The sequence below is a fragment of the Streptomyces sp. CB02056 genome (genome assembly GCF_001905545.1).
In the GTDB taxonomy this organism is placed as follows: domain Bacteria; phylum Actinomycetota; class Actinomycetes; order Streptomycetales; family Streptomycetaceae; genus Kitasatospora.
On the sequence record NZ_LIPD01000002.1, the window covers coordinates 129,334 to 153,441 of the forward strand.

Sequence of the window (24,108 nt, forward strand, 5' to 3'; positions counted from 1 at the left end):
CCCGAGGCGGCGTGCGGCTCCGACGTGGACGACCGGTCCCGCCCCGGGGCCCGTCCTCGGGTCGGCGTCGTATCCGCTCTGGTGGACGGCGGTGGCCGAGGGTGGGGCGGGGTCCGTTCCGGAGGTGACCACGGCTCAGTACCGGCGCGGTACCGGCGTGATACCAATGCGGCAGCAGGCGGACGGAAGCCCTCCGGGGCGACCGGGCCTGGCGGTACGGTGGGCGCAGCCGTTCGCACCGTCCGTCGGTGCCGGTCCTCACCAGCTCAGGAGCGCGCATGTCAGGGCAGTACCCCGGGCAGTTCGGACCGCCGCCCGGCGGAACGCCGTACGGGCCGGGGCCGGGGCCGGGGTACGCGCCGGGCACGGTGCCGGGCGGACGGCCGGGTGGGCTGCCCCGGCCGGCGATGGTGGCCGGACAGGCTCCGGTGCCCGGGCGGTTCGGGGTGGTCGCGCGGGTGCTCTGCGCGCTGGCCCCGCTGCTCACCTTCGGTCTGCTCGGGGCCGTCCCCTCGCTGCTGCTGGCGGTCCGGCGCCGACGGGCGTACGACATCCTCGGCGCGGCGGTGTTCTGCGCGCTGCTGCTCACCATGATCGTCTCCGCCGGAATCGCGGGCACCCTGAAGAATCCGGCCGCCGACACCACCGGCTCGATCACCCTGGCCGTGCTCTGGCTCCTGCCGACAGCGCACTTCCTGGTGATGGACAGCCGCGCGGTCTGGCTGGCCGGGCGGCCGGCGCCGCAGGCCGTACCGCCGGGCGTACCGCAGGCCGTTTCGCCGTACGCGGTGCCCGACGTCTCGCCGTACGCGGCGACCGTACCGGGGTACGGCGTACCCGCTCCCGCCGCCCAGGGCCCGGTGACCCCGGCCCCCGAGACCGCCCACGACCTGCGCGAGCTGGGCGAGTTGCTGCGCCGCCAGGCCCGCGAGGACCGGCCGTGACCGCCACCCGGCTGATCGCCGGCCGCTACCGGCTCACCGAGAAGATCGGCCACGGCGGCATGGGCCAGGTCTGGGCCGGCCAGGACGAACGGCTGTACCGCCCGGTCGCGGTCAAGCTGCTCCGCCCCGAGCACCTGGTCCCCGGCGGGACCGGCTCCGGCGGCGAACGGGCCCGCCACGGTGACGAGTTGCGCCGCCGCTTCCTGCGCGAGTGCCGGGTCACGGCCGCGCTCGACCACCCCGGGCTGGTCACCGTCTTCGACGCGGGCGAGGACGAGGGCGAGCTCTACCTCGTCATGCAGCGCATCCCCGGCGTCAGCCTGGCCGACCTCATCGCCGAGGACGCGCCCTTCCCGATCGAGCGCGCGGCGGCCGTCGCCGCGCAGCTGTGCACCGCGCTGGCCGCCGTCCACGCCATCCCGGTGGTCCACCGCGACCTCAAGCCGAGCAACGTCATGGTCCGCGAGGACGGCCGCACCGTCCTGCTCGACCTCGGTATCGCCACCGCCCTCGACACCGAGACCACCCGGCTCACCCTCACCGGCGTGCCCGTCGGCAGCCCCTCCTACATGGCCCCCGAACAGGCCCTCGCCGCGACCACCGACCCGCGCAGCGACCTCTACGCACTCGGCTGCCTGCTGCACGAGATGCTGGCCGGGGAGGAGCCGTTCCGGGCCCCCACCGCGCTCGGCGTCCTGCGCCGGCACGTCGACGAACCGCCCGTCCCGCTGCGGGAGTTGCGCCCCGAGGTGCCGCAGCCGCTGGAACAGCTGGTGCTCGACCTGCTCGCCAAGCAGCCCGCCGACCGCCCGGCCGACGCCCGGACCGTCTACGCGCGGCTGCTCCCGCTGCTGCCCCCGGCCGACGGCGCCCCGCAGCCCCGCTACACCCCGCTGCCGGACCCGGCCCGGCCCTTCCGCTACCCGCACCAGCCGCAGCCGCCGGCCGAGGCGGCCGCCCCGGTTGCCCCGGCCGCCCCGCCGTCGGTGGTGCGCTCCGAGCCGCGACCCTTCCTCATCCCGCCCGCGCCTTCAACCCCTCCGACGCCTGCCCCCGTCCCCGCGGGCCCGGACCTCGGCGCCGAGTGCGCCCGGCTCTCCGACCTGGTCGACGCCGGCCGCCACACCGAGGTACTCGGCCTCGCCGCCCGCCTGCTGCCCCGGGCCGAGGCCGAACTCGGCGACGCCGCACCCCTGGTGCGCACCATCCGCAGCATCTACGCCCGCACCCTCCTGCACGAGGGCCACCCCCAGCAGGCCCTCCCCGAGTACCGCCGCCTCGCCGCCACCGCCGACGGCGGCCCGCACGGACCCCAGGGCCTCGACCACCGCTACCGCGCCGCCATCTGCCTCGACCGGCTCGGCCACGGCCCCGAAGCCCTCGCCGAGTACCAGGCCCTCCTCACCGCCCACACCACCCGCCTCGAATCCGGCCTCGACACCGACCCCGAGCGCGGCTACGACCTCCGCGAACGCATCGGCCTCCACCTCGCCGCCACCGGAGACCCCCAGAACGCCTGGCAGTGGCTCCTCCCCCTCCTCCTCGAACGCGAACGCCGCGACGGCCCCCACCACCCCACCGTCCGCCGCCTCCGCCAATCCCTCTCCACCCTCACCCCCACCGCCACCCCCTGGCCCCCACCCCGCCTCTGAGGCGGTGGCTCGTCGGGTGGGCCGAGGGGAGGACACCGCTTCGCCCTCACCCCCACCGCCGCCCCTTGGCCCCCATGCCGTCCCTGAGGGGCGGGGCATCGGGCAGGCCGTGGAGAGGAGACCGTTCCACCCCCACTCCCACCGCCGCCCCTGGCTCCCATCCCGCCGCCGAGGCGGTGGCTCGTCGGGCGGGCCGTGGGGTGGGGACCGCTTCACCCTCACTTTCACCGCCGCTTCCTGGACCGCGCCCCGTCACCGAGGGGGCGCGGCGTCGGCCGGGCTGTGGGGAGGGGACTGATTCGTCCTCACACTCACTGCCACTCCCCGGCCCCGCCCCGCCGCTGAGCGAGCGGGGCATCGGGCAGGTAAGGGGAGGAGACCGCGCCACCCTCACCCCGACCGCCGCCCCTTGGCCCCCATTCCGTCCCTGAGGGGCGGGGCATCGGGCAGGCCGTGGGGAGGAGACCGTTCCACCCTCACCCTCACCGCCGCCCCCTGGCTCCCATCCCGCCGCTGAGGGGGCGGGGTGTCGGGCGGGCTGTGGGGAGGGGACCGCTTCACCCGTACTCTCGCCGCCGCCCCTGGCACCCGCCCCGCCGCTGAGCGAGCGGGGCATTGGGCAGGCCGTGGGAAGGAGACCGCCGTGGTCGGTGCCGGACAACCTGTGGGGCAGGACCGAGCCGCCGCTGGTGCGGCGGCGCCTCCAGGGATCCGGCCGCCCGCCGTTGGACGACCGGAGCCGTCTGCCGCAGGAGCGCGGCTTCGGGACTGGCACGCACTGGGACGGGGGAGCGGCCGCCGCAGCGGCTGCCCACCGGGCGGCACCATGCCGGTGACGTGGACCGGTCGCGGGCGGCGATCGACGGCTCGCATCGGCGGGCCAACCGTGGCGGCCCGCAACGGGAGCGGGTCCGGTCGGCCGTGCCGTGCCGTGCGGGGCTCGGAGCGGCATGTGGCGGCTGGTGGTCAGGAGCGTCATACCGACCGGCGGCTCGCATCGTTGGGTTCGTCGCGATGGCCCGCACGGGGGTCGGGTCCGGTCGGCTGCGCCGGTTCGAATCCGGAGCGCCGTGTGACGGTTGGCGGCCGGGGCGTGCCGTCGGCTGTCATGCCGGGAGGTGGCTCCGCGCTGTTGGGGCCGTCGCGGTGACTGGCAAGGCGGCTGGGTCCGTCGGCTGCGTCGGGCCGGGTTCGAGGCGCCGTGTGACGGCTGGTGGCTGGCGCATGCTGTCGGCTGTCACGCCAACCGGCGGCAACCGCCACGACAGCACCTGGCGCATGCCCCTCCTGGGCGCCGTCCTCCGTCGCCGGTTGCGGCTCGGGCTCACCGGCCGCCGGATGACCGCGTGGGCGTGGCGTTCCCCCGTGCGGGCGCCGACCGGTGCGGGGCGGCTGGGAGTGGGAAGTCGGCCGGATCGACTTCCAGCGCTCCTCGTCCCCCGTGGCCGCTTGCGGCTCTGGCCCACCACACGGTGGACGACCGCGCGGCCGCGGCGTTCCCCGGTGCGGGCGCCGACCGGTGCGGGTGGGCGTGGGAAGTCGGCCGGGTCGACTTCCTGTGCTTGTGCGGGCGTGGTGGGGGACGGCAGGGCTGGGGCGTCGGGTAGCGGCGGCTGAGGCTGGCTTTCCGCGCTGCCTGGGATGCCGTCTCCAGTAGCTGGTTGCGGCTCGGGCTCACCGGCCGCCGGACGACCGTGTGGATGTGGTGTTTCCCCGTGCGGGCGCCGACCGGCGCGGGTGGGAGCAGGAAGTCGGCGGGGTGACTCTGCTGGCAAAGTCGCGGGCTGGTTCTGTGGTATTGCGACAGGTTTGTCTCACGATATGAGACCACAGGATGGGCGCTTCCAGCTGTTTTGTCACGAAGTGCTCGCTGCGACATACCCGGCAAATCGACTTCGCCAGCAGAGTCGCGGGGTCGACTTCCTGTGCTTGTGCGGGCGTGGTGGGGGACGGCAGGAGGGGGCAGGGGAGGGCAGCGGGGCGGTGGCTTCCCGCGCTGCCCTGGACGGCGTCCGTCGTGGCTGGTTGCGGCTCTGGCTCACTGGCCGCCGGACGACCGTGTGGATGTGGTGTTTCCCTGGGCGGGCGCCGACCGGCGCGGGGCGTGGTGCGGGGGAGTGGGAAGTCGGCTGGGTCGACTTCCTGTGCTCGCGTGTGTGCGTGGGGGCCTCGGGGATGGTGGTCTGGCCGGTGCGGGGGAGTGGGAAGTCGGCCGGGTCGACTTCCTGTGCTCGTGCGGGCGGGGTGGGGACAGCGGGGTGGTGGCTTCCCGGCCCGGCCCGGGGTGGGGGTGCGGGGGTAGGTTCGGGGGGTGACGACGAATGCTGTGCCGACGGAGACTCCGGGCGCGAAGTTGATCCTGCTGACCACCACCCACCGGGTGGCTCCCGGCCTGCTGGCGTGGCCGGCGTGGGAGGCGTTGCGGTCGGCGGGGCGGGTGCTGGTGGGGGACGAGGGGCATCCGCAGGTGGCGGCGGTGCGGCAGGCCGGGGTGGTCGTGGAGGCGGTGCCGGCCGGGTCGGCGCCCGCGTTGGCGCGGCTGCTGACGGGGCAGCCCGCGGGGGCCGGGCCGACGGTGTGGCTGGGCAGCCCGGACGGGGACCCGGGGCTGACCGACGCGCTGGCGCGGCTGGCGGTGGAGCACGCCGGCGAGGTGCCGGAGATCGAGGTGCTGCCCGGCTCGTACGACCTGCCGGGGTCGCGGCTGCTGGACCTGGTGACGGTGATGGACCGGCTGCGCTCCCCGGGCGGTTGCCCCTGGGACGCCGAGCAGACGCACGAGAGTCTGGTGAAGTACCTGGTCGAGGAGGCGTACGAGCTGGTCGAGGCGATCGAGGCGGGGGACCGGGAGACGCTGCGCGAGGAGCTGGGCGACGTCCTGTTCCAGGTGTTCTTCCACTCCCGGATCGCCGAGGACCACCCGACGGAGCCGTTCACCGTCGACGACGTGGCCGGGGACATCGTCGAGAAGCTGATGTACCGGCACCCGCACGTGTTCGGGAACGTCGAGGTCGAGGGCGCCACGGAGGCGGAGGCGAACTGGGAGCAGCTGAAGGCGGCCGAGAAGGCGGACCGCGAGTCGGTGCTGGACGGCGTGCCGGCCGGGCTGCCCTCGCTGGCGTACGCGGCGAAGCTGGTGTCGCGGGTGCGCCGGGCGGGCTTCACGGGGGTGCCGGACGAGGCGTACGGGCTGCCGGCCGAGCTGACGGCCGATTCGGCGGGCCGGCTGCTGCTCGCGGTGGTGCAGCGGGCGCATGACGCGGGGGTGGACGTGGACGCCGCGCTGCGGTCGGCCGCGCGCGGTTACCGGGACGCGGTGCGCGCGGCCGAGGGCCTCGGTCCGGTCGGGGAGTAGGCGCTCAGGCCGCCGTGGCGGTGCGCTCGGGGCGCCGCTGCGGCGGGACGAGTTCGCCGATGGCCTCGCCGACGAGGAGGACGAGTTCGGCGAGCCGTTCCAGGTCGAGGTGGTCGGGCAGGTCCGCCAGCGAGATGATCCGCTCGCCGTCGGGGCCGGCTACGGCGAACAGGTCGATCGGCCCGAGGTGCTTCTCGGCGGTGTCCACGAGGGCGGCGACGTCGCTGGGGCGGCGGATGTCGCCGCAGACGCCGACGACGGGGCAGCCCGGCCGGTCGAGTTCGGCGGCGAGGTCCTCGGCGATGCCGGCGTACTGGTCGGCGATGAGCATTCCGGCGGTGCCGGCGGCGGCGAACCGGCGGGCGAGGCCCGCGCCCGACCCGCCGTCGAGGACCGCGATGACGACGACTGACCCGCTGACCCGCATGGTCTGCTCCTCCCTGTGGGCGACACCGCACCGGCGCCCACGCGTACTGCGGAGGATCGTAGGCACGTCCTGACCCTCCGCAACAGGGATTACCCCTCAGGTGACCAGGCTCACGCCCGCCCCGCGGCCAAGAGTCGGCCAAGAGCTGTCCACGGACCGGCCACGGACCGGCCACGGAGTGTTGGCGCGCCCGACGCGTCCGGTTGCGGAAGCGCGGCGGAGGAGTGGCGGAGGAGCGGCGCCCCGCCGGAGGGAGGGCGCGCCCGTCGCACCGGATACGGTCGGTCCATGCCAGCTCAGCCCGTCCCCGCCCGGCCCGCCGCCCCGTCGTCCGACGCCCCCGCCCCGCAGCTGTTCACCTGGGAGTTCGCCGCCGACCCGTACCCCGCCTACGCCTGGTTGCGCGAGCACTCCCCGGTGCACCGCACCACCCTGCCGAGCGGGGTGGAGGCCTGGCTGGTGACCAGGTACGCGGACGCCCGGCAGGCGCTCGCGGACAGCCGGCTGTCGAAGAACCCGGCGCACCACAGCGGGCAGGCGCACCGCACCGGCCGGGTGGGCATCCCGGGGGAGCGGCAGGCGGACCTGATGACCCACCTGCTGAACATCGACCCGCCGGACCACACCCGGTTGCGCCGGCTGGTGTCGAAGGCGTTCACCCCGCGCAGGGTGGCCGAGTTCGAGCCGCGGGTGCAGCAGCTCACCGACCGGTTGATCGACGGCTTCGCGCAGCGCGGTTCGGCGGACCTGATCCACGAGTTCGCCTTCCCGCTCCCCATCTACGCGATCTGCGACATGCTCGGAGTGCCGGCCGAGGACCAGGACGACTTCCGCGACTGGGCCGGGATGATGATCCGCCACGGCGGGGGCCAACGCGGCGGCGTGGGGCGGGCGGTGAAGCGGATGCGGGCGTACCTGCTGGAGCTGATCCACCGCAAGCGGGCGGACCTCGGGGACGACCTGATCTCGGGCCTGATCCGGGCCGGCGACCACGGTGAGCACCTGACCGAGAACGAGGCCGCGGCGATGGCCTTCATCCTCCTGTTCGCGGGTTTCGAGACCACCGTGAACCTGATCGGCAACGGCACCTACGCGCTGCTGCGCAATCCGGAGCAGCGCCGGCTGCTGCAGGAGTCGGTGGTGCGCGGGGAGAGCGCGCTGCTGGAGACCGGGATCGAGGAACTCCTGCGCTACGACGGGCCGGTGGAGCTGGCGACCTGGCGGTTCGCGACCCGTCCGCTGACCATCGGCGGGGTGGACATCCCGGTCGGCGACCCGGTGCTGGTGGTGCTGGCCGCGGCGGACCGCGACCCGGCCCGGTTCGCGGCGGAGAACACCCTGGACCTGGCCCGGAAGGACAACCCCCACCTGGGCTTCGGGCACGGCATCCACTACTGCATCGGCGCTCCGCTGGCGCGGCTCGAAGGGCGTGCCGCGCTGGCCACGCTGCTTTCCCGGCTGCCCGATCTGCGGCTCGCGGAAAGCCCGGAGAATCTGCGCTGGCGGGGTGGTCTGATCATGCGTGGCCTGCGCGAACTCCCGGTGGAATTCAGTCCGGAGAGCCGTTCCCCGCACGCCCCTCCGCACCCCGTTCCGGATGCCTCTTCGACGCCTCCGACCTGCTGAGATCACGCTGACTGGACGTCGCCGATCGCCCGCCGACGGGGGTGTGAACACCCATCAATCCGGACATAACGCCGCTGTTGGTAGGCGATCGGACACGGGCCGTAATTGTTGTGTGATATCGGTGATATGAGCTTGTGATTGGTCTGATGATCTGTCTACTCTCCCTGGAGTTCGCAGCTGCGGACCTCGTACGCGGAACGCCGAATCCTGCCCGCCGCGTCACGGGAAACCGACCAGAACCCTGGGCAGGGGCGGGGGAACCAGGTTTGTTGCCGTCTCCCCACGGCTTGGGGTGAAGCCGCCCGAGCGGAATCGTTTCCGCGTACGGCGGCCGGGCCACCTCCCGGTCCGAACCCGACAGCTCACCTCGCAGGCGTACGGAGAGGGACCTCTTCATGCTGTTCGTTGGAACTGGCCGTCACCGTCGTCGCACCCAGGCCGAGAAGGCCATCGCCGTCGCCGGTGTGGCCGGCGTCGGACTCGCGATGCCGCTCCTCACCGCCACCGGCGCCTCCGCCGCCCCGGCCTCCACCTGGGACTCCGTCGCCCAGTGCGAGAGCGGCGGCAACTGGAGCATCAACACCGGCAACGGCTTCTACGGCGGCCTCCAGTTCACGTCCAGCACCTGGAAGGCGTACGGCGGCACCGCCTACGCGGCGCAGGCCAACCAGGCCAGCAAGGCCCAGCAGATCTCGGTCGCCGAGAAGGTGCTGGCCTCGCAGGGTCCGGGCGCCTGGCCGGTCTGCTCCCAGAAGGCCGGTCTGACCAAGGGCGGTGCCCCGGCCTCGGTCGACACCTCCTCGGACGCCAAGCCGCAGTCCGCCCCCAAGCAGCAGGCCCCGAAGCCCGCCGCCAAGCCCGCCGAGAAGCCGGTCGCGCAGAAGCCCGCCGCCCAGAAGCCGGCCCAGAAGCCCGCCGCGCAGCCGGTCCAGCAGGTCGCCCCGCAGCAGCAGGCGCAGCCGCAGACCCCGGGCTTCTCCGGCAAGGCCGGCTGGGACGCCGACGCCAAGGTGTACTGGTACCAGAACAACGGCGGCTGGTACTGGACCAGCCACCAGAGCGTCTACCAGCAGTACGCCGGCCAGGCCGCCGCCCAGCCGCAGTACGCCCCGCGCGCCGCGCAGCAGGCCCCGCAGGCCGCCGGCCACGACTACACCGTCCGTGCCGGTGACACCCTGTCGACCATCGCCGCCGCCCAGGGCGTGTCCGGCGGCTGGAGCGCGCTGTACGAGCAGAACCACTCCACCGTCGGCGGCGACCCGAACCTGATCATGCCCGGCCAGGTGCTGCACCTCGGCTGAGCCGCCCCGCCCGACGCCGGGACCGCCCGCGGCCGGCAGCACCCCGAGACCGGGGTGCCCGCCGGGGCGCCCGCCGCCGCGCCGGAGCGCTCGGCGTCGACGCCGCTCCACCCCGCCGTCCGAAGGGGGCCGGTCCTACCGGTCCCCTTCGTCCGCATTCGCCCGCTCCGGTGGGACAAGCTGGGACAAGCAGGTGAACTACCGGTGGGTAGCAGGGCCACACGGTGAGACGGGACCGAGGCCGACGCGGCCACGGCAGCCCGGGCGGTTAGGCTCTGGTCGTAACGACTCCGCAATCGTCCTGCTGGCAGCACCACCGTCAGACCGGACCCTGCTCTCGCAAGGAGATGCCTCGTGCCGTCCATCGATGTCGTCGTAGCCCGTGAGATCCTCGACTCCCGCGGCAACCCCACGGTCGAGGTCGAGGTCGGCCTCGACGACGGCAGCACGGGTCGTGCCGCTGTCCCGTCGGGTGCCTCCACCGGTGCCTTCGAGGCGCTGGAGCTGCGCGACGGCGACAAGAACCGCTACTTCGGCAAGGGCGTCGAGAAGGCCGTCCTGGCCGTCATCGAGCAGATCGGCCCGGAGCTGGTCGGCTACGACGCCACCGAGCAGCGCCTGATCGACCAGGCCATGCTGGACCTGGACGCCACCCCGGACAAGTCCTCGCTCGGCGCCAACGCCATCCTGGGCGTCTCGCTGGCCGTCGCGCACGCCGCCTCCGAGGCCAGCGACCTGCCGCTGTTCCGCTACCTGGGCGGCCCGAACGCGCACGTCCTGCCGGTCCCGATGATGAACATCCTCAACGGCGGGTCGCACGCGGACTCCAACGTCGACATCCAGGAGTTCATGATCGCCCCGATCGGCGCGGAGTCCTTCTCCGAGGCCGTCCGCTGGGGCGTCGAGGTCTACCACACGCTCAAGGGCGTGCTGAAGGAGCGCGGCCTGTCCACCGGTCTGGGCGACGAGGGCGGCTTCGCCCCGAACCTGGACTCCAACCGCGAGGCCCTGGACCTCATCGTCGAGGCCATCGAGAAGGCCGGCTACGTGCCCGGCCGTGACGTCGCGCTGGCCCTGGACGTCGCCTCCTCCGAGTTCTACGAGGACGGCGCCTACCGGTTCGAGGGCAAGGACCTCACCGCCGCCGAGCTCATCGAGTACTACGCCGAGCTGGTCGCCGCCTACCCGCTGGTCTCCATCGAGGACCCGCTGGACGAGTCGGACTGGGCCGGCTGGAAGGCCATGACCGACAAGCTGGGCGACAAGGTCCAGCTGGTCGGCGACGACCTGTTCGTCACCAACCCGGCCCGTCTGGCCCGCGGCATCGAGACCGGCACCGCCAACGCGCTGCTGGTGAAGGTGAACCAGATCGGTTCGCTGACCGAGACCCTGGACGCCGTCGAGCTGGCCCAGCGCAACGGCTACCGCTGCATGATGTCGCACCGCTCCGGCGAGACCGAGGACGTCACCATCGCCGACCTGGCCGTCGCCACCAACTGCGGCCAGATCAAGACCGGTGCCCCGGCCCGCTCCGAGCGCGTCGCCAAGTACAACCAGCTGCTGCGCATCGAGGAGATCCTCGACGACGCCGCCGAGTACGCCGGCCGCGGCGCCTTCCCGCGCTTCCGCCACGAGGGCTGAGCGCTCCCGGTAGCGCACGCCTGACCGGTGCCCCGCCGTTCACCCCGTAGGGTGGACGGCGGGGCACCGTCGCGACCAGGAGGGGATACGGGAGATGGCTGGCTGGAGGATCCCGGGCTTGGCGGCCCGGCCCCGGTTCACGAGCCGGGCGACCGTCCTCGTCCTGGTGCTCTGCTCGCTGGTGGCGATCCTCGCCTACCCGACGCGGCAGTTCATCTCCCAGCGCGCCGAGATCTCCGCCCAGCGGGCGAAGGCCGACCACGCGCGCCAGCAGGTCGAGCAGCTGCGCCGGGAGAAGGCCCGCTGGCAGGACCCGGAGTACGTCAAGGCGCAGGCCCGCGCCCGGCTGCACTACGCGGTGCCGGGGGAGACCCCGTACATCGCGGTGGACCCGGCCGGCCAGGCCTCCGCCAGGACCTCCTCGTCCGCGGGCGGGGCCGCCTCCGGGCCGAACGCGGCGCCCGGCGGCGCCGCCGGCCAGGCGAAGGCCGCCAAGCCCTGGTACGCCAGCATCTGGGACTCGGTGGACGCCGCCGACACCGCCGCGGCGGCCCCCGCCACCCCCCTTCCCCTCCCACCGTCCCCCGTTGGAGACACCTCCCCCCATGACCACTGAGAACCACCCCACCGTCTCCGACGCCGACGTCGCGGCCATCGCCGCCCAGCTCGGCCGGGTGCCGCGCGGCCTGCGCGGCGTGGCGCACCGCTGCCCCTGCGGCAACCCGGACGTCGTGGAGACGGCTCCCCGGCTGCCGGACGGCACGCCGTTCCCCACGCTCTACTACCTGACCTGCCCCAAGGCCGCCTCGCTGATCGGCACCCTGGAGGCGGAGGGCGTGATGAAGGACCAGAGCGCCCGGCTCGCCGAGGACCCGGAGCTGGCCGCCGCCTACCAGAAGGCGCACGAGGACTACATCGCCCGGCGCGACGCGATCGAGGTGCTGGAGGGCTTCCCGAGCGCCGGCGGCATGCCGGACCGGGTGAAGTGCCTGCACGTGCTGGTCGGCCACTCGCTGGCGGCCGGCGAGGGCGTCAACCCGCTCGGCGACGAGGCGATCGGCATGCTGGAGGACTGGTGGGCCAAGGGCCCGTGCGTCTCCCCGGCCGAGGTCGAGGCGGCCGGTGAGCGGGTCGCCCGCAACCGCGCCAAGGAGCAGGACCACGAGGCCGTGATCGCCGCCAAGCAGCAGAAGGCCGCCGAGCGCGCCGCGAAGAAGCGGGCCGCCGAGGACGCCGCGGCGGAGCGGGAGTCCGAGTGAGCGCGACCCGGGTGGCCGCGATCGACTGCGGCACCAACTCGATCCGCCTGCTGGTCGCCGACCTCGACCCGGAGACCGGGGAGATCACCGACCTGGACCGCCGGATGATCGTCAACCGGCTGGGCCAGGGCGTGGACCGGACCGGCCGGCTGCACCCGGACGCGCTGGCCCGCACCTTCGCGGCCTGCCGGGAGTACCAGGAGGTCATCTCCGGTTTCGGGGTCGGCCCCGAGCGGGTCCGCTTCGTCGCCACCAGCGCCTCCCGGGACGCCGAGAACAGCGACGAGTACGTCAAGGGCGTGCGCGACATCCTGGGCGTCGAGCCCGAGGTGGTGAGCGGCGAGGAGGAGGCACGGCTGTCCTTCGTGGGCGCCACCAAGGAGCTGACCGGCGGTCAGTTCCCCGGCCCGTACCTGGTGTTCGACCTCGGCGGCGGCTCCACCGAGTTCGTGCTCGGCACGGACGACGTGCAGGCGGCGCGCTCGGTGGACATCGGCTGCGTGCGGCTCACCGAGCGGTACTTCGGCGACGCCGAGCTGCCCTCCGAGGCGCAGGTCGAGGCCGCCCGGGCGCACGTGCGGGCCGAGCTGGACCGGGCCGAGGAGGTCGTCCCGCTGACCGGCGCGGCCACCCTGGTGGGCCTGGCCGGGACGGTCACCACGGTGTCGGCGATCGCCCAGGGCCTGCCCGGCTACGACTCGGCGGCGATCCACCACTCGCGGATCAGCCGGGAGCGGGTCGCCGGGATCGCCCGGGAGCTGCTGGCCGCCACCCACGCCGAGCGCGCGGCCATCCCGTCGATGCACCCGGGCCGGGTGGACGTGATCGCGGCCGGGGCGCTGGAACTGCTGGAGATCATGGAGCGCACCGGCGCCGCCGAGGTGGTCGTGAGCGAGCACGACATCCTGGACGGAATCGCCTTCGGTATCGCCTCCTGACCCCGTGCGGGGCTTACCCGACCGGCCCCGGCACCCCTTTCGGGGGGCCGGGGCCGGGGCGCGCCCGAGCGCGGGTGGGAAAGTTCGTGAATTTCTTCACATGGGGATCCGGCCATTCGCCGCACCGGCCCGCCCACTACGTCCGAAATGTGGGACCGAAGGCCCGTCGGCCGGGTGGCCCATGGGATCGCAGGTCAGGCCTCGTTTGAGGTTTGAAAATCGAAATCACGTGCGGGAACCCGGGCGTTGTGCGGATCGTTGCTGCTCAGGCCGGTGGTGCTCCGCCGTGCGTTCGCGCGGGGCCGCCCAGGGGTGGGGGCCACCGCGCCGGGCCCGGTTTTGCGGCCGCGCAGTGTAGCACGGGGGGTCCGTCAACTTGTGACCGGGCTCACGAAGGCTGCTCCGGACGGTGCTGGATACTTTCGGATATGAGCACCACGGAGCGTCCTCGCATCCTCATTGTCGGCGGTGGTTACGTCGGCCTGTATGCCGCGATGCGCATCCTCAAGAAGATGCGTTACGGCGAAGCGACCGTCACGGTCGTCGACCCGCGGTCGTACATGACGTACCTGCCCTTCCTCCCCGAGGCGGCCGGCGGCAGTGTCGCGCCTCGCAACCTCATCGCGCCGCTGCGCAGCACCCTGAAGAAGGCGGAGGTGCTGACCGGGTCCGTCACCGGCATCGACCACGCCCGCAAGGTTGCCACCATCCAGCCCGCGGCCGGTGACAGCTACGAGCTGCCCTTCGAGTACCTGGTCGTCGCGACCGGCTCGGTCTCCCGCACCTTCCCGATCCCGGGTCTGGCGGAGAACGGCCTCGGCATGAAGACGGTCGAGGAGGCCATCGGCCTCCGCAACCACGTCATGGCCCAGCTCGACAAGGCCGAGTCCACCACGGACGAGGACATCCGCCGCAAGGCGCTGACCTTCGTGGTGATCGGTGGCGGCTTCGCCGGCATCGAGACCGTCGCCGAGGTCGAGGACATGGCCCGCGACGCGGCCAAGCTGTACAAGACCGTCAGCCGCGAGGACATGCGCTTCGTGGTGGTCGAGGCGGCCAACCGCATCCTCCCCGAGATGGGCCCGGACCTCGGTCTGTGGACCAAGGAGAAGCTCGAGGAGCGCAACATCGAGGTCTACATCGAGACCTCGATGGACTCCTGCGTCGACGGCCACGTCATGCTGAAGAACGGCATGGAGATGGACGCCTCCACCATCGTGTGGACGGCCGGCGTGAAGCCGAACCCGGTGCTGGCCAACTTCGGCCTGCCGCTGGGCCCGCGCGGCCACGTCGACACCGCGCCGACCCTCCAGGTCCAGGGCTTCGACTACGTCTGGTCCGCCGGCGACAACGCCCAGGTGCCGGACCTCGCCGCGGGCGAGGGCGCCTGGTGCCCGCCGAACGCCCAGCACGCCAGCCGTCAGGCCGTCGTCCTCGGCGACAACGTGATCTCCGGCATGCGCGGCTTCCCGCAGAAGGAGTACAAGCACAAGAACCTGGGTGCGGTCGCCGGTCTCGGCCTGCACAAGGGCGTGGCGATCCTCTTCGGCAAGTACAAGCTGAAGGGCCGTCCGGCCTGGTGGTTCCACCGCCTGTACCACGGTGCGATGGTGCCGACCTTCAACCGCAAGGTCCGCGTCTTCACCGACTGGACCCTCGCGATGTTCCTCAAGCGCGAGATGGTCGGCCTCGCCCAGATGGAGAAGCCGCAGCTTCCCATCCAGGAGGTCACTCCGCCCACCAAGCCCGTCGAGGCCGCCAAGCCGGCCGCCGACAAGGAACTCGCCAGCAAGTAAGCGACTGAGACCCCGGTGTGGGAGCACCGGGGTATGAGTCGGAGGCTCTCCGCCCGGCAGCGTTGCCGGACCACGACCTCCGTGGTGCTCAGCCGGCCGTGCGACCGGGCGGAGTACAGAAGTAGAAGGTCCCCTGCCGAACCCTCCGGCAGGGGACCTCTCTCGTTGCGGGACCGGTCAGTCGGTCTTGATGCTCTCCAGGATGTCCAGCTTGGACGCCCGGCGGGCCGGCCAGATCGCGGCCACTAGGCCGACCACCCCGGCCAGCGCCAGGAACATCGCCAGCTGGCCGAACGGCAGGACCGTGGTCAGGCCGGAGAGGCTGGACTTCAGGGTGCCGTTGATCGCCCAGGCGATGAAGCAGCCGAGCAGCAGGCCGATGCCGGCGCCGAACAGCGAGATCACCACGGACTCCAGACGGACCATCCGCTTGATGCCGCCGCGGTCCAGGCCGATCGCCCGCAGCATCCCGATCTCGCGCTTGCGCTCGAAGACCGACATCGCCAGCGTGTTGACCACGCCCAGGATCGCGATCAGGACCGCCATCCCCAGCAGGCCGTACATCAGGTTCAGCGCGAAGGTGATGGTCTGGCTGAACTCGTCCCGGACGTCCTGCTTGGACTTCACCTCGATCACCGGGTTGGCGCCGGTGGCGTCCTTGAGGGCCTGCTTGAGGCCGTCGGTGGCGCCGTCCTTGCCCTTGACCAGGACGTCGGAGATGTACGGCTTCGGCTCGTGCTTGGCGATCTCGCTGTTGGCCAGCATGACCGGGCCGAGCATGCCGCCGGTCTTGTACACGCCGCCGACGGTGACCTTGCCGGTGGACTCGTCCGGGTAGGCCACGGTCAGCACCGAGCCGGTGGTGACGTTCAGCTTCTTGGCGGCGTCCTCGTCGAGCAGCAGCTGGCCCTGGCCGAAGCCGGCGGTGGAGCCGCTGGTCAGCTCGACGTCGGCGAGCTGGTCCAGGACGGCGGCGTCCAGGCCGTTGACCGTCCTGCTGGTGCCGTCGAGCTCCCAGTACGCGGTCGTCATCGCCGAGGAGGCGGCCACCCCGGGGGCCTTGGCGATCTGGGCGGGCACCTGCGCGGACAGGCTCATGCCGTTGGCGGCCCCGACGATGAAGTCGGCCTTCATCGAGCCGGTGACGGCCCGGTCGATGGTGTCGTTGACCGAGGCGCCGATCACGGTGAGCCCGGTGACCAGGGTCAGACCGATGGTCAGCGCGGCGGCGGTGGCCGCGGTGCGGCGCGGGTTGCGCACCGCGTTCCGCTGGGCGAGCCTGCCCGGGGTGCCGCCGAGCAGCAGCAGCGGGCCGACCAGCGCGACCACCGGACGGGAGAGCAGCGGCAGCAGGACGAACACGCCGATCAGGGCCAGGAAGGCGCCCAGGCCGACCGGCAGCCGGCCGCTGTCGTTGCCGGTGGAGGCGCCGTAGCCGATCAGGGCGAGGCCGCCGCCGGCGAGCACCGAGCCGATCGTGTTGCGGACCACCAGGCTCTTCTGGGAGACCGGCTGGTCGCCGCTGCTCATCGCGGCCACCGGGGCGATCCGGGAGGCGCGCATGGCGGGCAGCAGGGCCGACGTGACCGTCACCAGGACGCCGACCACGACCGTCACCACGACGGTGAGCGGCTTGATCACCAGCGAGCCGTTCGGCATGTTCTCGTTCATCGCGCCGATCAGCGACTGCATCCCGGCGCCGATCCCGATGCCGGCGGCCAGACCGGCCACCGCGGAGACGGTGCCGATCAGCAGCGCCTCGATCAGCACCGACCGGGTGACCTGCTTGCGGCTGGCACCGATGGCCCGCATCAGGGCCAGCTCCTTGGTGCGCTGGGCGACCAGCATGGTGAAGGTGTTGGCGATGATGAAGATGCCGACGAAGAGCGAGATGAAGGCGAAGACCAGGAGCATCGTGCGCATGCTGCTGGTGCTCCTGGTGATCATCTCCTGCTCGTCGGCCTTGAGCTTGGCGCCGGTCTCGATGTCGAACTGGTGGCCGGAAGGCACCACGGGCTGGGCCTGGGCGAGCAGCGCGTCCTGGCTGGTGCCGGGCTTGGCGGTGAGCACGACGCTGCTGTAGCGGCCGGGCTCCAGCAGGGTCTGCTGGGCGGTGGCCCGGTCGAACAGGGTGAGCGAGCCGCCGGTGTTCACCACCGGGTCGTCGGTGGTGAAGATCCCGGTGAGCTTCGCCTCGATCACCGGTCCGTTGGCGGCGACCCGGACGGTGTCGCCGACCTTGTAGCCCGCCTTGTCGGCGGTCTTGCGGTCGAGCGCGACCTCCTTGGCGGCCTTCGGGCCCTGGCCCTCGGCCATCGGGTAGCGCGGGTCCTTGCCGTCCTGACCGGGTGCGAAGTTGGCGCCCTTGGCGGCCCAGACCTGGCCGATCAGGTTGCCCTTCTTGTCGGCCACGCCGGTGAAGCCGCTGACCACGCCGCGGGCGCCGGCGGTGCCCGGCAGGGCGGCCAGCTGCTGGACGGTGGCGTCGGTGAGGGTGGCGGAGCCGCCCTCGCTCTTCTGCCGGGCGGAGGCGTTGGAGCCGGCCGCGCGGTCCACCACCTGGACCGAGACGTCCGAGTAGCTCTTGGAGTTGCTGTCCCGCATGGCCTTGCCGAAGGTGTCGGAGAAGACCATGGTGCCGGCCACGAAGGCGGTGCCGAGCATGACGGCCAGGGCCGTCATCAGCAGCCGGCCCTTGTGGGCCAGCACGTTGCGCAGTGCGGTGCGATACATGGGGTGTCCTGGGAAGGTCGGTGAGCGGGCTGCGACTGCTGCGCCGGACTAGCTGGTGCGGCCCTTGGCGTCGAAGCGGCGCATGCGGTCCAGGACGGTGTCGGCGGTGGGCTGGTGGAGTTCGTCGACGATGCGGCCGTCGGCGAGGAAGACGACGCGGTCGGCGTAGGAGGCGGCGACGGGGTCGTGGGTGACCATGACGACGGTCTGGCCGAGCTCGCGCACGGAGTTGCGCAGGAAGGAGAGGATCTCGGCGCCGGAGCGGGAGTCGAGGTTGCCGGTGGGCTCGTCGGCGAAGATGATGTCGGGCTTGCCGGCCAGGGCGCGGGCGCAGGCGACGCGCTGCTGCTGGCCGCCGGAGAGCTGGGAGGGGCGGTGGCTGAGGCGGCCGGAGAGGCCGACGGTGTCGACGACGCGGTCGAGCCAGGGCTTGTCGACCTTGCGGCCGGCGATGTCCATGGGGAGGGTGATGTTCTCCAGGGCCGTCAGCGTGGGGAGCAGGTTGAAGGCCTGGAAGATGAAGCCGATGTGGTCCCGGCGCAGCTGGGTGAGCTGCTTGTCCTTGAGGCCGACGAGCTCGGTGTCGCCGATGGTGGAGGAGCCGGAGGTGACGGTGTCGAGGCCGGCCATGCAGTGCATGAGGGTGGACTTGCCGGAGCCGGAGGGGCCCATGATGGCGGTGAACTCGCCCTGGGGGAACACGACGCTGACGTTGTCGAGGGCGACGACGCGGGTCTCCCCCTCCCCGTAGACCTTGTTCAGGCCGGTGGCTCGGGCGGCCGCCAGGCCGGTGCGGACGGCGGTTGCGGTCGACGTGGTCACGGGGACTCCTAGTGCTCGCGGACTTGTACCTCCATGCTCCGCGACGTGATCATGGTTCTGCGTCGCTCCGCCGGACGGTTGGTCCTACCACCGCTGGGCGTAGGGGCGGGCGACCCCCTCCTCCTGCGGTATGACGTGAACCCTGAGGCGGACGGGTGGCCGGAACGGATATCCTTCGTGGCCGAATCCCGGACAGTTCGTCAGATGGCAAGGAAACATGACAACTTCCGGGGCTGGGAACATGCGAAAGGGTGATCCGGGAGACTAGGCTCAGGGGGTCCCACAGACGCCCGGATGGTGGAACGCAGACACGGGCAGCTTAAAACTGCTTGGCCGCGAGGCCGTGCCGGTTCGAGTCCGGCTCCGGGCACCGATCACCCGGCGGGGGCGCGACGGCGTCCCCGCCGGTCGTTGTTCACCGGATCCTCCTCGCGGCGTATCCCGGAATTTTTGCCAAGCCATTACCCTTGTGCATGGGCGGTGCAGTGCCGCCACGGAGGGAATGAGCAATGAGAAGCAGCAACCCGGTCTTCTCGCGGGAGGGGTCCTTCACCCGCGACTCCGGCTACGCGGGGTTCGGTACCGCGCAGGCCGGGACCCAGCACGGCCAGAACCAGTACGGCCAGAACCCCTACGCGGGTACGCCCTACGCCCAGCAGCAGCCGCAGGGCCAGCCCATGACCGACGAGCAGCTCTACGAGCTGTACAACGGGCCCTCGGCGGGCCCGGCGGCCACCGGGCGGATGACGCTGGACGACGTGGTCGCCCGCACCGCCATGACGCTGCTGACGCTGGTCGTCGCCGGCGCGGTGGCCTGGTTCGCGCTGCCGTTCGAGAACTTCGGCTTCGCGATCGCCGCCAGCCTGGTGGCCATGGTCGTCGGCCTGGTGGTCTCCTTCAAGCGCAGCGTCAGCCCGCCGCTGATCCTGACCTACGCGGCCCTCCAGGGCTTCGCGATGGGCGCCGTCTCGCACGCCTTCAACACCATGCTGAACGGCATCGTGATCCAGGCGGTGCTGGGTACGGCGGCGGTCTTCGGGGCGATGCTGTTCGCCTACAAGAGCGGCCGGATCCGGGTCACCGCCCGGTACCAGCGGATCGGCATCGCGATCGCCCTGGGCTTCGTGCTGCTGATGATGGTCAACATGATCGCGATGGCCTTCGGCGCCGACATGGGCCTGCGCTCCGGCCCGCTGGGCATCGTGGTCGGTCTGGTCGGCATCGGCCTGGGCGCCTTCTTCCTGTCGCTGGACTTCGCGGCGATCGAGGAGGCCATCGCCCAGGGCGCCCCGCAGCGGGAGTCCTGGCGGGCCGCCTTCGGGCTGACCCTGTCGCTGGTCTGGATCTACATGGAGATGCTGCGGCTGATCGCGATCCTGCGCGGCGACGACTGACGGTCCCTTCCTTCGTGAACCACTGCCGCCGGGCCCCGGAGCGACTCGCTCCGGGGCCCGGCGGCTTTTCGCCTAGGCTCGCTGCCATGCATGACGTAGAGCCCCACGACGTAGCGCCCCTGGACGTGGATCCCCTGGTCGAAGCCGTCGAGTCCCTGGCGGATCGTTTCCGCTCGCTGCCGCAGAGCAGGCTGCTGGGCGCCGTGCCCGGGTACGGGTCGCGGGCGGCGGCCGCGCTGGAGCTGGCCCGGCGGCTGGTCGCGCTGACGGCGGCGGTGGAGGGCGGCCCGCGGCGGGAGTTCCCGGACGCCGGGGCCTTCGCGGTGGGGGACCAGCTGGCCGTCGCCGGGCACGACCTGGCGGCCGCGCTCGCGGGGCTGCGGGAGGACGCCCCGGTGGGGCTGCCGGAGGGGCCGGTGGCGGCGGCCGCGGTGCTGGCCCGGGCGGTGGCGGCGGCGCGGGAGACGGCGGCGCTCTGCGGCTGAGGCCCGGAGGAGTCCGGACACGCCGAAGGCCGGCCGGGTCGGTAACCCCGTGACCCGGCCGGCCTTCGGCGCGCTGCTGCTGGTGAGCCGGTGTCAGATGCTGGCGACCACCCGGTCGGCCAGCACGTAGACGGCCTCCTCGTCGGTGGAGAAGGTCAGCGAGTACGAGCCGGAGAAGCGCGAGCCGCCGAGCAGCCGGACGTGCTCACCGGCGCGGACCGCGTCGATCAGCCGGTAGGCGGCCTCCCGGTCGCCCGGGGCCACGCAGAGGGTGGTGCCGTCGGCGAAGGCGTACACGTCCAGGGTGCCCAGCGGGCCCGGGCGGACGTCGACCAGGGCGACGGCCTCCTCGGCGAGGGCGGCCAGCCGGCTGTCCGTCCACTCCCGGGACGGCGCCTGGCTGGGCACGAAGTCGGGGTGCGAGGGGTGGCGGCGCGGGTCGGGCGCGGCGACCGGGGCCTCCTCGACGGCCTGGTCGGCGTCCAGCAGCCCGGCCTCCAGGCCGGTGGCCAGCAGGTCGGCCTCGCGGCGGGCCCGGGCGTCCTTGGTCTCGCCGGCCGGGTGGCCGGGGCGCAGCGGCACGCCGCCCTCGCCGCCGGGCTCGGCCGGGGCGGAGCCGCCCTCGTTGATCAGGTCCTCCAGCGCGGAGCGCAGCGCCTCGCCGAACTCCGGGTCCATCGTCCCGGCGTTGTCGACGGCGTCCTGCGGGCCGGTGGGGCGGGGGAAGAAGAGCGGCCACTCCTCGGTGCCGGAGAAGGTGCCGGAGAACGGGGAGTCGAACAGCGGCGCGTCCTCGGCCGCGCGGGCCTCCTGCTCGGCCCAGAACGCCCGGGCCTCCGTGATCTCCCGCTCGCGGTCGGCGGCGAGCGCCTCGGTGACGGCCCGGCGTATCGCGGCCTCGTCCACGGGTGCGGGCGCGGACGGGGCCGCGGCCCGTGCGTCCAGCCGGCGGGAGAGCCCGCGGAGGTGGAGCAGCACGGCGGTCGACACGGCGATCAGGATCAGCAGCAGGATGGTGTAGACGGCGCTCACGGAACGTACTCCTAGCGAGGAGCGGAACGGGGTTACGTGTCCACACTGCCGCATGCGGGGCTGTTACCGCAGGGGCGAATGTCCAATTCATCCCGGACTTTCGCTCTTGTCCCCAAATTGTTAGGTAACACCGTTCTACGCAGTGGAGTTGATCCGCTCCGCAGTGTCGATTTCCGGGTCGAAAACGAACGAATTGAGGGCCGGATCGACCTCTCGGTGTGATCCGGCCCTCAATTACGCTGCGTCACTCCAAATGGGTGGTCCAGACCCTTCGGAGGGCGCCCGGAGGGTCAGCTGAGGCGCTCGATCACCATCGCCATGCCCTGGCCGCCGCCGACGCACATGGTCTCCAGGCCGAACTGCTTGTCGTGCCACTGCAGGGAGTTGATCAGCGTGGTGGTGATCCGGGCGCCGGTCATGCCGAAGGGGTGGCCGACCGCGATCGCGCCACCGTTGACGTTCAGCCGGTCCAGGTCGACGCCGAGGTCACGGTAGGACGGGATCACCTGGGCGGCGAAGGCCTCGTTGATCTCGACCAGGTCGATGTCACCGATGGTCAGGCCGGCCCGCTTGAGCGCCTGCTTGGAGGCCTCGACCGGGCCGTAGCCCATGATCTCGGGGGAGAGCGCGCTGACACCGGTGGAGACCACCCGGGCGAGCGGGGTGATGCCCAGCTCGCGGGCCTTGGTGTCGGACATGATCACCAGCGCGGCCGCGCCGTCGTTCAGCGGGCAGCAGTTACCCGCGGTCACGGTGCCGTCGGGGCGGAACACCGGCTTCAGGCCGGCCACGCCCTCCAGGGTGACGCCGGCGCGCGGGCCGTCGTCCGTGCTGACCACGGTGCCGTCCGGGAGCGTCACCGGGGTGATCTCGCGCTCCCAGAAGCCGGCCTTGATGGCGGCCTCGGCGAGGTTCTGCGAGCGGACGCCGAACTCGTCCTGCTCGGCGCGGGTGATGCCCTTGAGCGCGGCCAGGTTCTCGGCGGTCTGGCCCATCGCGATGTAGGCGTCCGGCACCAGGCCGTCCTCGCGCGGGTCGTGCCACTCGCCGCCACCCTCTTCGGCGCGCTTCTTCGTACGGGCCTGGGCCTCGTCGAAGACCGGGTTCATGGTGCCCGGCAGGCCGTCCGAGGTGCCGTTGACGCTGCGCGAGACGGTCTCCACGCCGGCCGAGATGAAGACGTCGCCCTCACCCGCCCTGATCGCGTGCAGCGCCATCCGCGTGGTCTGGAGCGAGGAGGAGCAGTAGCGGGTGATGGTGGCGCCCGGCAGGTAGTCCATGCCCATCTGGACGGCCACGATGCGGGCCAGGTTGTGGCCCTGCTCGCCGCCGGGCAGGCCGCAGCCCAGCATCAGGTCGTCGATCTCGCGCGGGTCGAGCTGCGGCACCTTGGCCAGGGCGGCCTGGATGACGTGGGCGGTCAGGTCGTCCGGGCGGACGTCCTTGAGCGAGCCCTTGAAGGCCCGGCCGATCGGCGAACGGGTGGCGCTGACGATGACGGCTTCGGGCATGGCGGGCTCCTCGCTGGGTGACGGCGGACCTGACGTCCGGGAGGAAAGTTACCGCCTGGTAGATCAGGCGTCACCCGCCGCAGCGTGTGAGCTGGCCGACGTATTCCCGGGGCCCCCGTCGGGGGTCGTACCGGGCTCCTTCCCGCTCTCCGGGCCGGGCAGACCGATCCGCAGCCGCTGCCTCAACTGGGCCCAGCGGCGGCCTGCGCCCTCCGCCGGTACGGCCGCCACCTCGGTGCCCTCCCGACCGGCCGCCGTGGCGGCCGCGACCGCGACCGGCAGCACCGTGCCGCCCGGGACGGCCGTGGCAGGACGCTCCTCCTCCGGCCAGAGCCCGAGCGCGGCGCAGACCGAGGGCAGCACGGCCATCGCGGCGGTCGCGTAGCCCTGGGCGGAGGGGTGGTAGCGGTCGGCGGCGAACATCTCCGGGCGGGCGGCGAACTCCGGGCCCAGCAGCGAGCCCAGCGAGACCGTCCGGCCGCCCGCCTCCACCACCGCGATGGTCTGCGCGGCGGCCAGCTGCCGGCTCAGCCGGCGGGCCACCCAGCGCAGCGGCGGCCGCACCGGCTTGATCGTCCCGAGGTCCGGGCAGGTGCCCACCACCACCTCGCAGCCGTTGGCGCGCAGGGCGGCGACGGCCTCGCCGAGCTGGCGGACGGCCAGCTGGGCCGGGCTGTGCCGGGTCACGTCGTTGGCGCCGACCATGATGACGGCGACGTCCGGGTGGTGCGGCAGGGCCTGCTCCAGCTGGCCGGAGAGGTCGGCGGAGCGGCCGCCGGAGCGGGCCACGTTGACCAGCCGGACCGGGCGCTCGGCCACCGAGGCGAGGCCCGCGGCCAGCAGCGCGCCCGGGGTCTCGCCGGCCCGGGCCACGCCGAGGCCGGCGCCGGTGGAGTCGCCGAGGACGGCCAGCACGAGCGGGGCCTGCGGGTCGGCGGCGCGGTCGGCGAAGGCCTCCCCGTAGACGCCGTCCGCCTTGGGCGGGACGGTCTCCAGGACGCCGATGGCCTGGATGGCGAGTCTGCTCTCGGTCACCAGCAGGCCGACGACGCCCACCCCGAGCAGGCCGAGGCCGCCGCCGCCGTACGCCGCCGCGGTGGCGATCCGGCGGGCCACCCGGGCCCGCGAGTCCCGTGCCCCTGGCATCCGGTGCCCCCTTCACGTGCTCTCCTGCCGGCCCCTCCGGGGCCAC

Annotated in this window: 18 protein-coding genes, 1 tRNA gene and 1 riboswitch; of the genes, 13 read left to right on the forward strand and 6 right to left on the reverse strand. The window is 72.9% G+C overall.

The genetic code is table 11. The features are described 5' to 3' along the window. Positions 1-278 precede the first annotated feature (278 nt). The 3 genes from AMK13_RS04670 to AMK13_RS04680 all read left to right on the forward strand — a co-directional run bounded on the left by AMK13_RS04670 (position 279) and on the right by AMK13_RS04680 (position 5,951). A complete protein-coding gene (locus tag AMK13_RS04670; RefSeq protein WP_143204484.1) occupies positions 279-944 on the forward strand; it encodes a hypothetical protein in 666 nt (221 codons plus the stop codon). Continuing rightward, complete coding sequence (locus tag AMK13_RS04675; protein WP_274538667.1) at positions 941-2,596, forward strand: serine/threonine-protein kinase; 1,656 nt, start codon at positions 941-943, stop codon at positions 2,594-2,596. Before AMK13_RS04670 ends, AMK13_RS04675 begins: the two co-directional genes overlap by 4 nt. Positions 2,597-4,907: 2,311 nt before the next feature. After that, entirely contained in the window at positions 4,908-5,951 is a 1,044-nt protein-coding gene (locus AMK13_RS04680; protein WP_241852759.1) for a MazG family protein, read from the forward strand. 4 nt (positions 5,952-5,955) lie between these two features. Here the strand turns inward: AMK13_RS04680 and AMK13_RS04685 are convergent, their stop codons facing one another. Then, positions 5,956-6,378, reverse strand: coding sequence for an SDR family NAD(P)-dependent oxidoreductase (locus AMK13_RS04685; protein WP_049651970.1), 423 nt, complete (start codon positions 6,376-6,378; stop codon positions 5,956-5,958). Positions 6,379-6,666: 288 nt separating this feature from the next. On the opposite strand from AMK13_RS04685, the gene AMK13_RS04690 reads away from it, so the two are divergent. The 7 genes from AMK13_RS04690 to AMK13_RS04720 all read left to right on the forward strand — a co-directional run bounded on the left by AMK13_RS04690 (position 6,667) and on the right by AMK13_RS04720 (position 14,939). Continuing rightward, positions 6,667-8,004: a cytochrome P450 family protein gene (locus AMK13_RS04690; RefSeq protein WP_074001296.1), complete on the forward strand. Its 1,338-nt coding sequence runs from the start codon at positions 6,667-6,669 to the stop codon at positions 8,002-8,004. Between the two features lie 221 nt (positions 8,005-8,225). After that, positions 8,226-8,394, forward strand: a riboswitch (cyclic di-AMP (ydaO/yuaA leader). Positions 8,395-8,399: 5 nt separating this feature from the next. Then, positions 8,400-9,305: a LysM peptidoglycan-binding domain-containing protein gene (locus AMK13_RS45735; protein ID WP_074001297.1), complete on the forward strand. Its 906-nt coding sequence runs from the start codon at positions 8,400-8,402 to the stop codon at positions 9,303-9,305. A gap of 354 nt (positions 9,306-9,659) precedes the next feature. Further along, a complete protein-coding gene (gene eno, locus AMK13_RS04700) occupies positions 9,660-10,946 on the forward strand; it encodes a phosphopyruvate hydratase (RefSeq protein WP_049651968.1) in 1,287 nt (428 codons plus the stop codon). A gap of 118 nt (positions 10,947-11,064) precedes the next feature. Next, on the forward strand, positions 11,065-11,562 hold the full coding sequence (locus tag AMK13_RS45740; protein WP_074001298.1) for an FtsB family cell division protein: 498 nt from the start codon (positions 11,065-11,067) through the stop codon (positions 11,560-11,562). After that, positions 11,534-12,205 (forward strand): DUF501 domain-containing protein, encoded by a 672-nt coding sequence (locus tag AMK13_RS04710; RefSeq protein ID WP_079271855.1) that lies wholly within the window; start codon positions 11,534-11,536, stop codon positions 12,203-12,205. The genes AMK13_RS45740 and AMK13_RS04710 overlap by 29 nt, the downstream gene beginning before the upstream one ends. Next, the gene (locus AMK13_RS04715; RefSeq protein ID WP_074001299.1) at positions 12,202-13,143 is read left to right on the forward strand and encodes a Ppx/GppA phosphatase family protein; all 942 of its coding nucleotides are present in this window, start codon (positions 12,202-12,204) and stop codon (positions 13,141-13,143) included. The genes AMK13_RS04710 and AMK13_RS04715 overlap by 4 nt, the downstream gene beginning before the upstream one ends. A gap of 428 nt (positions 13,144-13,571) precedes the next feature. Beyond that, positions 13,572-14,939 carry an NAD(P)/FAD-dependent oxidoreductase gene (locus AMK13_RS04720; protein WP_049651966.1) on the forward strand — a complete coding sequence of 456 codons (1,368 nt, stop codon included), beginning with the start codon at positions 13,572-13,574 and terminating at the stop codon, positions 14,937-14,939. A 177-nt stretch (positions 14,940-15,116) separates the two neighbouring features. Here AMK13_RS04720 and AMK13_RS04725 read toward each other — a convergent pair whose 3' ends face one another. Together AMK13_RS04725 and AMK13_RS04730 are read right to left on the reverse strand one after the other, a co-directional pair. Continuing rightward, on the reverse strand, positions 15,117-17,672 hold the full coding sequence (locus AMK13_RS04725) for an ABC transporter permease (protein WP_074001300.1): 2,556 nt from the start codon (positions 17,670-17,672) through the stop codon (positions 15,117-15,119). Positions 17,673-17,720: 48 nt separating this feature from the next. Further along, positions 17,721-18,494 carry an ABC transporter ATP-binding protein gene (locus tag AMK13_RS04730; protein WP_049651964.1) on the reverse strand — a complete coding sequence of 258 codons (774 nt, stop codon included), beginning with the start codon at positions 18,492-18,494 and terminating at the stop codon, positions 17,721-17,723. Between the two features lie 288 nt (positions 18,495-18,782). Between AMK13_RS04730 and AMK13_RS04735 the strand changes: the two genes are divergently transcribed. The 3 genes from AMK13_RS04735 (at position 18,783) to AMK13_RS04745 (ending at position 20,373) form a co-directional block, all read left to right on the forward strand. Beyond that, positions 18,783-18,864, forward strand: a tRNA-Leu gene (locus AMK13_RS04735). Between the two features lie 139 nt (positions 18,865-19,003). Then, positions 19,004-19,888, forward strand: a complete 885-nt coding sequence (locus tag AMK13_RS04740; RefSeq protein ID WP_074001301.1) for a Bax inhibitor-1/YccA family protein — start codon at positions 19,004-19,006, stop codon at positions 19,886-19,888. An 86-nt stretch (positions 19,889-19,974) separates the two neighbouring features. Continuing rightward, positions 19,975-20,373 carry a hypothetical protein gene (locus AMK13_RS04745; RefSeq protein WP_143204485.1) on the forward strand — a complete coding sequence of 133 codons (399 nt, stop codon included), beginning with the start codon at positions 19,975-19,977 and terminating at the stop codon, positions 20,371-20,373. Between the two features lie 93 nt (positions 20,374-20,466). Here the strand turns inward: AMK13_RS04745 and AMK13_RS04750 are convergent, their stop codons facing one another. The 3 genes from AMK13_RS04750 to AMK13_RS04760 form a co-directional block, all read right to left on the reverse strand. Next, positions 20,467-21,405 carry a hypothetical protein gene (locus tag AMK13_RS04750; RefSeq protein ID WP_049656499.1) on the reverse strand — a complete coding sequence of 313 codons (939 nt, stop codon included), beginning with the start codon at positions 21,403-21,405 and terminating at the stop codon, positions 20,467-20,469. Between the two features lie 290 nt (positions 21,406-21,695). Further along, the gene (locus AMK13_RS04755) at positions 21,696-22,916 is read right to left on the reverse strand and encodes an acetyl-CoA C-acetyltransferase (RefSeq protein ID WP_074001303.1); all 1,221 of its coding nucleotides are present in this window, start codon (positions 22,914-22,916) and stop codon (positions 21,696-21,698) included. Between the two features lie 63 nt (positions 22,917-22,979). Then, complete coding sequence (locus AMK13_RS04760; RefSeq protein ID WP_074001304.1) at positions 22,980-24,062, reverse strand: SGNH/GDSL hydrolase family protein; 1,083 nt, start codon at positions 24,060-24,062, stop codon at positions 22,980-22,982. Positions 24,063-24,108: the final 46 nt, after the last annotated feature.

Excerpts from the sequence above, each read along its gene's own strand:
- AMK13_RS04670 (WP_143204484.1), top strand. The coding sequence starts at position 279 with ATGTCAGGGCAGTACCCCGGGCAGTTCGGACCGCCGCCCGGCGGAACG.
- AMK13_RS04685 (WP_049651970.1), bottom strand. The coding sequence starts at position 6,378 with ATGCGGGTCAGCGGGTCAGTCGTCGTCATCGCGGTCCTCGACGGCGGG.
- AMK13_RS04690 (WP_074001296.1), top strand. The coding sequence starts at position 6,667 with ATGCCAGCTCAGCCCGTCCCCGCCCGGCCCGCCGCCCCGTCGTCCGAC.
- AMK13_RS45735 (WP_074001297.1), top strand. The coding sequence starts at position 8,400 with ATGCTGTTCGTTGGAACTGGCCGTCACCGTCGTCGCACCCAGGCCGAG.
- AMK13_RS04720 (WP_049651966.1), top strand. The coding sequence starts at position 13,572 with ATGAGCACCACGGAGCGTCCTCGCATCCTCATTGTCGGCGGTGGTTAC.
- AMK13_RS04725 (WP_074001300.1), bottom strand. The coding sequence starts at position 17,672 with ATGTATCGCACCGCACTGCGCAACGTGCTGGCCCACAAGGGCCGGCTG.
- AMK13_RS04740 (WP_074001301.1), top strand. The coding sequence starts at position 19,004 with ATGAGAAGCAGCAACCCGGTCTTCTCGCGGGAGGGGTCCTTCACCCGC.
- AMK13_RS04745 (WP_143204485.1), top strand. The coding sequence starts at position 19,975 with ATGCATGACGTAGAGCCCCACGACGTAGCGCCCCTGGACGTGGATCCC.
- AMK13_RS04755 (WP_074001303.1), bottom strand. The coding sequence starts at position 22,916 with ATGCCCGAAGCCGTCATCGTCAGCGCCACCCGTTCGCCGATCGGCCGG.
- AMK13_RS04760 (WP_074001304.1), bottom strand. The coding sequence starts at position 24,062 with ATGCCAGGGGCACGGGACTCGCGGGCCCGGGTGGCCCGCCGGATCGCC.